Raw genomic sequence first — 7,171 nt, 5'->3', positions numbered from 1 at the left:
AAATAATAAAACTCTAAAAAAGTTAAAAAATAATAAAAATAGCCTAATAAAAAAAAATAAAAATAATAAAACTCTAAAAAAGTTAAAAAATAATAAAAATAGCCTAATAAAAAAATAAAAATAATAAAACTCTAAAAAAGTTAAAAATTAAATAAAAAAAGTAAAATTAGTAAAAAAGAAAAGTAGATAAAGTTTAAAAAGAGTAAATGAGACTAGTAAGGTTGTTGTCCCATTTGACCTTGAACTTTAGCCATTAATTGTTCAGCTTGTGGAGAAAGTTGAGCAACAATGTCAGTTATTTGTTGAAGATCTGCAAATAATTTGTCTAAAGTATCTTCAAGCTCTTTTTTCTGTGCAGCAGTTGTTTCTTTTGCTTCTGCAAAAGTTTTGGAAACAGCAACACCTGAACCAAGACTCATAATAACTTTATCTTCATTTTTAATCTCTGCATTAATGAAGGAGCCAGCACCAAGAGGAACTAAAGTTTCTATGGTGTCTTTACCACTAATATCATCTAATGTAGATTCTAAAATTCTAATTTCAGTAAGTGAAGCTTGAACCGCATCAATCTGAGTTTGGTATAACTCAGTTTGGGATTTATAAACTTCAAGTTGACTTAAAATCTGTTGTAATTTTTGCTGGTCTTCCATTTTAACACCTTAGATTATAACAATCATTGAAAAAATAAAAAATCAAATGAATTCATCTAGATAATTGCTTGTACAATAGGATCTAATACTTCATCCTCAGAAATCTCTTCAATGGATTCAATGTTAACTTGATTTCTTTTTATTCCGTGTTTACTTCCAAATACAGAATAAAGTTTTTCATAAATGTCTTCTTCTTTAATTGCTTTAAGCTCTTTAGTGAAAACTTGTGTTTCACTACCCATTACGAAGCTGCCTTTAATTCTATAAATTTTAGTTTTCATAACAATCCCTCTTCATAAAATACTATAATTAATCATCATACTAAACTACTCTAGTAGCCAAATCATTAATCATCATACTAAACTACATTTAAGTAGTCAGACATACATATCTGATTAAATTTCGCTTTAGTAATTCATTCAGTTTCAGTTAAAAATCACCGAAATCCAAGAAACCTAAAGCCTCTTCAATTCTAGCCATTTCAGGACCAGTAGTACTTTCACCAACCATGACTCCCTTAGAGTTTGCAATTGCACATGCACCTACAAGAGGCATACCCTTACAGACTGTTCCAATATTTGCATCAACCTTAAAGAATTCTTCAATATATGCAATCTCTTCAGACAAGGAGTCTCTGTGCAATAAAGCACCATTATTTGTAACAAGACTTGCTGAACCAAGGATTTTAGAATCTGCAAACTGGTATGTTTCAACAGGAACCTTAAAGGTATCCTCAAGTACCTTTATTGCATCTTCCCCAATTTCAGGACCTACCATAGCCCCATTATCATTCACTGCAATTATATTTCCTACAGCAGTGAACTTTCCAGGAAGCAATCCAATATTAAGTCCAGCAGATTCCAATACGTCAATCTCCCTTTCATTTATATATGGGGAGACTACAAATCCATTGGAATTTCCTACTGATAAAACCCCATTCAAATTAGAACCTGCGATGGAAGTTCTGATAATATCAACTTCCAATGCTTCTTTTATAACAGATTCCATTTCAACAGGAAGGTTAAAAGGAACAATAGCTACTTCATCATTAACAGATATGTAAACCCCTAAATTAGGGTTTCCAGTTAAATTTATTCTTTTAAGCATAGTTTATTCCTTAATAAGATTTATTCCTGCAAAGATGATTAAAAATAGTAAAGCAAAATTAGTTTTCTGCTAAAGTTGCTACAACAATACCTTCTTCATCTTTTACAGCGTTTACTTTCACTTTGGAAGGAATTTTTTGAATTCCTCTTTCCCAAATAAATTCATTAATAGAAGCGTCAATTTTTACTTCTTCCGCTTTCATATGTTTCATTAAAAAGTTTTGAACTTCTCTGATAGCCCTAGGAGCTCTGATAGTTCTTTTAACGTTTTTAACTTTTCTAAGTGGAATTACATAAGTTCTTTCTAATTCTTCTGCCATATTAAACACCCCTATAATTTAAGATCATTTCTTCTCCAATGTCTAGGCTTAGGTCTGTATCTTAATTGACGTTGAGTTTTAGCATAAGCCCAAATTGGGATTCTTCTGTTTTGTTTATTAGCTTTAGCCATTCTTAATTTTTTAGCTAATGGTTTATTTCTACTCATTTTTTCACCACGAATAATAAAATACTTTTGATATTATGAATAAATAATTTAAATCAATTTAATAATCAGTCTTTACTTAAATTAGTCTGAAAAGCAAGCATTTACTTTGAACCGATAAGATTAATCTAATAAGCAGTTACTAAACCAATTACCATAATATAATAATCGATTGCTTACTTTAAACCGATAACATTAGTCTGATAATGTTCTGGGAAAATTTCAGATGAATTTCCACCCTTTTTATCTATCAGGCAACGAATTTCAACCTCATAATCGGAACTTGTTTCCCTATTGCTTTTTTCATGTTTCAACTCAAATAATTCACCGACAAGATATTTGACAGTTTTATAACCAAAACTATCCAAATTCATATATTGAATGTCTTTTCTATCTTCAAGACTTCTTATTTGGTTTTTATTGAGTTTAGGAGTCTTATCATCCCTTCTTGTTCCATCTGCAACAAGATCATAGTGATTTGCCACCTCTTCAACTACAGCCTCATGAAGATATTTTATTCCATCATTTGGAAAACCATCCTCCATAATCATGTCAACTGCCTTTTCCAATATGGAAATGTCCAAGTTCAAAACCCTATGGCTTAAACCTATGGACCTTGCAGAATTGGCTGCAGGAATAAAGGAATCATAAACGCCGAAGTTAGCGGTAACAAGTTCAACATCAAAGCCAAGTTTATCCAAAAGGACACCCATTAATGAACTGTCTTTACCACCACTATAAAGAACACAAGCTTTCATTTTATCTAAAAACCGATTAAATGTGAAATACAGTTTTACCGATTAAATGTCAAAAACTTAAATAATATTATAATTACCTTCTGGTAATGTTGATTTCTCTCTTTTGACCCATTAAGTTTTTAAGTAAAACCTTAAGTTGTTCATCAGTTACCTTTCCTCTAAGAGAACCTGCTTGAGCTGACTGAAGCAATTGAATTTCAATTTGCTGAACTAACTCAGGCTTGGTTAATCTGAGATTATCCAATCTTCCACGAGCTTCAGGAGTTAAAACTTGCTTCATAGCTTGCTTTAACTGAGCCTCCAATTCTTGCTGCCTTTGTTGAGCCATTTGTTGTTGAGCTAATTGTTGCTGAGCCATTTGCTGTGGGTCAGCATTCATTGCTGCCTGTTGTTGCAATTCAGCCATACGTTTTTTACGTAATTCATCAAGTTCACTCATAATATTATCCCCATTATTTAAATTACCATTCATTCAAACTAAACAAATCTTAACAATTTAATATTTTGAAAGTTCTGGAATATCTTTAATAATTTCAGCAGAAGTATTATCTAAGAAAGATTTACCTTCTGGAGTAACAATTCTTCCAGCATCGACTTTTTCTACATAACCTGCATCTTCTAATTGGTGTAAAGCTACTCTTACGATAGATCCACTACCTTTTCTGAATTTTTCAGGGTTTACTCCTCTATCTTTTTTACCACCATAGAAGGTTCTTAAACTTCTAACCCCAACTGGTCCGTCAATATAAACTCTTCTTAAAATAGAAGCGCATCTTACATACCACCAATCGATGTTTTCTGGTTTTCTTTCTTTGTGAACACCAGTTTTAACGAGTTTTGTCCATTCAGGGGCAACAATTTTATCATTATTATCTCTAAATTCATCTGCGATTGTATTAATTAATAAATCTGCAGGAACATCAAATACAGTTGTCATATATATTTTCTCCAATAAATTATATCTTAATCCATCATTTACCTAAGACTGGTGTCTGTAACTCTAAGCAAACAATTAAAATTAAGACTTATTCCTAATTAAAACTAATACGTTTAATCCAATTTAAATATCTTCCTTAAACTACTTCAAATACAAATTGGTGATGAATCAATTTATATCCATATAGATTAAGGCTCATACTTAAACTAAACTAATACGTTTAATCAAAATTAAGATGCACACTTGAAATAAATCAAATAATTTCATGAACTTAAATTCGAAATCTAAATAATTTATAATTGTTTAGTTAAATTGAACTCAAGTCAATGATTTAATCCAATTTATTTAAGATTGTTTTTTATAAATAACAGCAACATTCCCTCTTACGTCAATAAGTTTGGACTTTGTGCCTTCAACAATGTCGCTAATATAATCATCTTTATTTCTTGCAATGTTTTTTGCAAAACGTAATTTAATAATATGATTGGATTTTAACTGACGTTTAATCTCTTCAATGACATTGTCATTAACACCAGCCTTACCAATATTTATTGTCATAGCGGAACGAGCTTCATTCATAATCTCTTTTTTTGAAAGTGTAAGAGTCAATTTTAGCTCTCCTTTTTAACTTTTTTTCCTTAATATAAGGAATTTTCATAATATGGCCACACTCGCCACAAAAAATATTAATTTCATTATTAATTAGCCGGACAGCGCAGTTGTGACCTGGAAACAAAAACTTATAGCATTTCTTACAATATCTTCGTTTCCATGCCGGAGGAATTTCAGTATTGTACTTTTTGGAAATTTTTCGAGCTAGCTCAACATAACGATGAGATCTTTCAGGATTCTCATTGAATTCTTTCTCTGCAAGAGTAAAAAGAATATCCATACGTTCTTGAGCTATATCAATCATCCATTTAGGTCGTTTTCCTCTAGCCAAACATACCCCTCTCATATAATAGTGTAAAATCATTGAAATAATAAATTACTTATTATGAAATTGAATAAAAACAGTAAATAAAATTTAAAGTACTGTGCACAATCTAATCGACTTTAAACTTAATTTAAATAATATTTAAGCAATTTAAAACAAAAGTAATAAAGTAAATATTCTTGACTATATAGTATAAGAAGAATATTACAATAAGATATGTTTTTTCTATTTAAAAAGCTTTTCTATAGAATCATTTTTTTGAAAAAATAGCAAAATGAAAAATGAATTATAATGGTTAAAATAGCTAAAGAAAAGCAAATAGAAGTTTAAAAATAAAATTTTTTATAAGAAAAATGAATTTATGGAATTAAACTAAAAACCAATCCATAAAGTCAATCATTCCAACAGGATATGATGCATTATTGAAAATAATGTCAATAATAAGATTAAGCACTTCTTCTACAGACTTAGCTGTGGAATCTATTTCATCGATTCCCTCACCATAAAGTTCATAGGCTTCAGCCGAACATACAGCCAATGCTTCAGCTTCCAGATTTTCCTGAATTTTGGATTCTGTGTACTTGCGTTCCATCAAACGACTTTTAAGTTCATTAGGGTTTAACCTAAGAACAATCATCTTGTCTGCACCTTCACACAGGTGGGAGAGATGGCCTTCCACAATAAGGATTTCATTATCAGCCACATTGCTTAGAAAGGATTTAATTTCCTCATTCAAGGCAAGATTAAGCCTTTCAATATCTATGACCTTGTAGAACTTGTCTGGATCTTCGCCTAAAACAAGGTCATGTTCAATTGCAAAGTCATTTATTTTAATGAGTCTTGAATTAAAGTTATTTTCCATTAGATACTTATTCAATTGAATGGCTAAAGTAGTTTTTCCAGTGCATGGAGTTCCTGAAATAAAAATAACTTTATTTGGAACAATATTTTCATTTAAAGACATTTAAACACCTAAAAAATAAAATAAAATCAAGACTTTTTCATTGTTGAAAATAAAATAAAATAAAATAAATAAAATACTAACTAAAATAAACTAAACTAAAAAAATAAAATCACTTATTAAAATCTATTAAATTAAAATTAATTTTAAAAAAACAATTTAAGAATATTTGAAATAACCGTACCTGCCGACAAAAGCGAGAATACGGCGGTAGAAATAAGAACACCGTACACCCCGATGCAGCTGACGGGCGAATGGATGCAGGCGAGACTTAAATTTGACTGGGCTAATGCAGTAAAAACAGACGATACAAGCATAACCCCCAACCCGATCTCACCCGAAAACACAACGCAGACAACAACGGAAAGTACGACCGAGAGTACAACGGAAAGCACAACGGTTTCAACAACAGAAAGTACAACGGAAACTACGACCAAAAGCACAACGGCTTCCACAACAGAATCCACGACCGAAAGCACAACAGAAACCACAACCGAGACCACAACCGAGGGGCAGCATGAAGCCGAGGTGACAACAACGGCACAAGCACCTGCAAAAGCTGAAAAGGCGGCAGACGATACTATCCGTTTTGTAGCAGGCATTGACAGCCTTAACTACAAGGAAGTTGGTTTTATCTTTGAAGCAAACGGCAAGGAAGTTCGCCGCAGCACAAAGACGGTTTATTCTTCCATCGCCGATTCAAAACTCGGTACAGCCGATTTTGAGGGTGCAAAATATCTCTATTCATTTGAGATAAGCGACATCGCCGATTTAGGCACGGAAATTAAGGTAACACCTTATTCCGTTGACTTAAAGGGCAATGAAGTTAAGGCAGAAAGCAGCATATATTCACTTAACGGCTTATCCGGCGAAGTAACAGTAAACAGCTTTGCGGCTGATGATGTTGCAAGCGGTTCGGCGGTTGAGGTATATGCGGCAGAAACCGAAGAACCGACAGCAGAAGAAGAAAACATAGATGTTGTACTGATTGACTCAGCAGGTCGTCTTCAAAATAAAATTAACTTAATGAAAGAACTTGAAAAAATGAATAAAGTAATTGGAAATATTATTCCAAATGAACCAAGTGAAACACTTTTAGTAATTGATGCAACAACAGGACAAAATGGAATAAGTCAAGCTAAAAGTTTTAAAGAAATAACTAACTTGACAGGAATAGTTCTAACTAAACTTGATGGAACAGCTAAGGGAGGAATAGTTCTAGCTATAAAAGAAGAGTTGGATATACCAGTTAAGTACATTGGTCTTGGTGAAGGGATAAATGATTTAGAATCATTTGATATAGAAAAATATATTTATGGTTTATTTAAGGATATGATG

The 7,171-nt window shown here is 31.8% G+C and carries 11 protein-coding genes and 1 pseudogene; 1 reads left to right on the top strand and 11 read right to left on the bottom strand.

From position 1 onward, the window contains the following. Positions 1-212 precede the first annotated feature (212 nt). From pfdA to Q0138_RS03680, 11 genes are all read right to left on the bottom strand, one after another. A complete protein-coding gene (pfdA, locus tag Q0138_RS03730) occupies positions 213-650 on the bottom strand; it encodes a prefoldin subunit alpha (RefSeq protein WP_297981088.1) in 438 nt (145 codons plus the stop codon). A gap of 56 nt (positions 651-706) precedes the next feature. Then, complete coding sequence (gene rpl18a / locus Q0138_RS03725; RefSeq protein ID WP_297981085.1) at positions 707-931, bottom strand: 50S ribosomal protein L18Ae; 225 nt, start codon at positions 929-931, stop codon at positions 707-709. 148 nt (positions 932-1,079) lie between these two features. Next, positions 1,080-1,757: a translation initiation factor IF-6 gene (locus Q0138_RS03720; RefSeq protein WP_297981081.1), complete on the bottom strand. Its 678-nt coding sequence runs from the start codon at positions 1,755-1,757 to the stop codon at positions 1,080-1,082. A 58-nt stretch (positions 1,758-1,815) separates the two neighbouring features. After that, positions 1,816-2,076 (bottom strand): 50S ribosomal protein L31e, encoded by a 261-nt coding sequence (locus Q0138_RS03715; protein ID WP_297981079.1) that lies wholly within the window; start codon positions 2,074-2,076, stop codon positions 1,816-1,818. An 11-nt stretch (positions 2,077-2,087) separates the two neighbouring features. Next, positions 2,088-2,243 (bottom strand): 50S ribosomal protein L39e, encoded by a 156-nt coding sequence (locus Q0138_RS03710; RefSeq protein WP_297981076.1) that lies wholly within the window; start codon positions 2,241-2,243, stop codon positions 2,088-2,090. 173 nt (positions 2,244-2,416) lie between these two features. Further along, on the bottom strand, positions 2,417-2,998 hold the full coding sequence (locus Q0138_RS03705) for a hypothetical protein (protein WP_297981074.1): 582 nt from the start codon (positions 2,996-2,998) through the stop codon (positions 2,417-2,419). Positions 2,999-3,071: 73 nt separating this feature from the next. Continuing rightward, entirely contained in the window at positions 3,072-3,437 is a 366-nt protein-coding gene (locus tag Q0138_RS03700; protein ID WP_297981071.1) for a DNA-binding protein, read from the bottom strand. A gap of 57 nt (positions 3,438-3,494) precedes the next feature. After that, entirely contained in the window at positions 3,495-3,935 is a 441-nt protein-coding gene (locus tag Q0138_RS03695) for a 30S ribosomal protein S19e (protein WP_297981068.1), read from the bottom strand. A gap of 345 nt (positions 3,936-4,280) precedes the next feature. Then, positions 4,281-4,514, bottom strand: coding sequence for a YhbY family RNA-binding protein (locus Q0138_RS03690; protein ID WP_297981064.1), 234 nt, complete (start codon positions 4,512-4,514; stop codon positions 4,281-4,283). Continuing rightward, positions 4,507-4,878, bottom strand: a complete 372-nt coding sequence (locus tag Q0138_RS03685) for a ribonuclease P protein component 4 (protein WP_297981091.1) — start codon at positions 4,876-4,878, stop codon at positions 4,507-4,509. The genes Q0138_RS03690 and Q0138_RS03685 overlap by 8 nt, the downstream gene beginning before the upstream one ends. Before the next feature lie 361 nt (positions 4,879-5,239). Continuing rightward, positions 5,240-5,836 (bottom strand): adenylate kinase family protein, encoded by a 597-nt coding sequence (locus Q0138_RS03680; protein ID WP_297981061.1) that lies wholly within the window; start codon positions 5,834-5,836, stop codon positions 5,240-5,242. A gap of 525 nt (positions 5,837-6,361) precedes the next feature. On the opposite strand from Q0138_RS03680, the pseudogene Q0138_RS03675 reads away from it, so the two are divergent. Next, positions 6,362-7,171 (top strand): annotated as a pseudogene (locus tag Q0138_RS03675) (hypothetical protein); the annotation flags it as partial.

This window comes from uncultured Methanobrevibacter sp. (assembly GCF_937906425.1).
Taxonomy (GTDB): Archaea; Methanobacteriota; Methanobacteria; order Methanobacteriales; family Methanobacteriaceae; genus Methanobrevibacter.
The sequence above is the reverse complement of the archived record's forward strand: the minus strand, read 5'-3'. Positions and strand labels throughout refer to the sequence as shown.

Coding starts and splice junctions, on each gene's coding strand:
- pfdA (WP_297981088.1), bottom strand. CDS start 650: ATGGAAGACCAGCAAAAATTACAACAGATTTTAAGTCAACTTGAAGTT.
- rpl18a (WP_297981085.1), bottom strand. CDS start 931: ATGAAAACTAAAATTTATAGAATTAAAGGCAGCTTCGTAATGGGTAGT.
- Q0138_RS03720 (WP_297981081.1), bottom strand. CDS start 1,757: ATGCTTAAAAGAATAAATTTAACTGGAAACCCTAATTTAGGGGTTTAC.
- Q0138_RS03715 (WP_297981079.1), bottom strand. CDS start 2,076: ATGGCAGAAGAATTAGAAAGAACTTATGTAATTCCACTTAGAAAAGTT.
- Q0138_RS03710 (WP_297981076.1), bottom strand. CDS start 2,243: ATGAGTAGAAATAAACCATTAGCTAAAAAATTAAGAATGGCTAAAGCT.
- Q0138_RS03705 (WP_297981074.1), bottom strand. CDS start 2,998: ATGAAAGCTTGTGTTCTTTATAGTGGTGGTAAAGACAGTTCATTAATG.
- Q0138_RS03700 (WP_297981071.1), bottom strand. CDS start 3,437: ATGAGTGAACTTGATGAATTACGTAAAAAACGTATGGCTGAATTGCAA.
- Q0138_RS03695 (WP_297981068.1), bottom strand. CDS start 3,935: ATGACAACTGTATTTGATGTTCCTGCAGATTTATTAATTAATACAATC.
- Q0138_RS03690 (WP_297981064.1), bottom strand. CDS start 4,514: ATGAATGAAGCTCGTTCCGCTATGACAATAAATATTGGTAAGGCTGGT.
- Q0138_RS03680 (WP_297981061.1), bottom strand. CDS start 5,836: ATGTCTTTAAATGAAAATATTGTTCCAAATAAAGTTATTTTTATTTCA.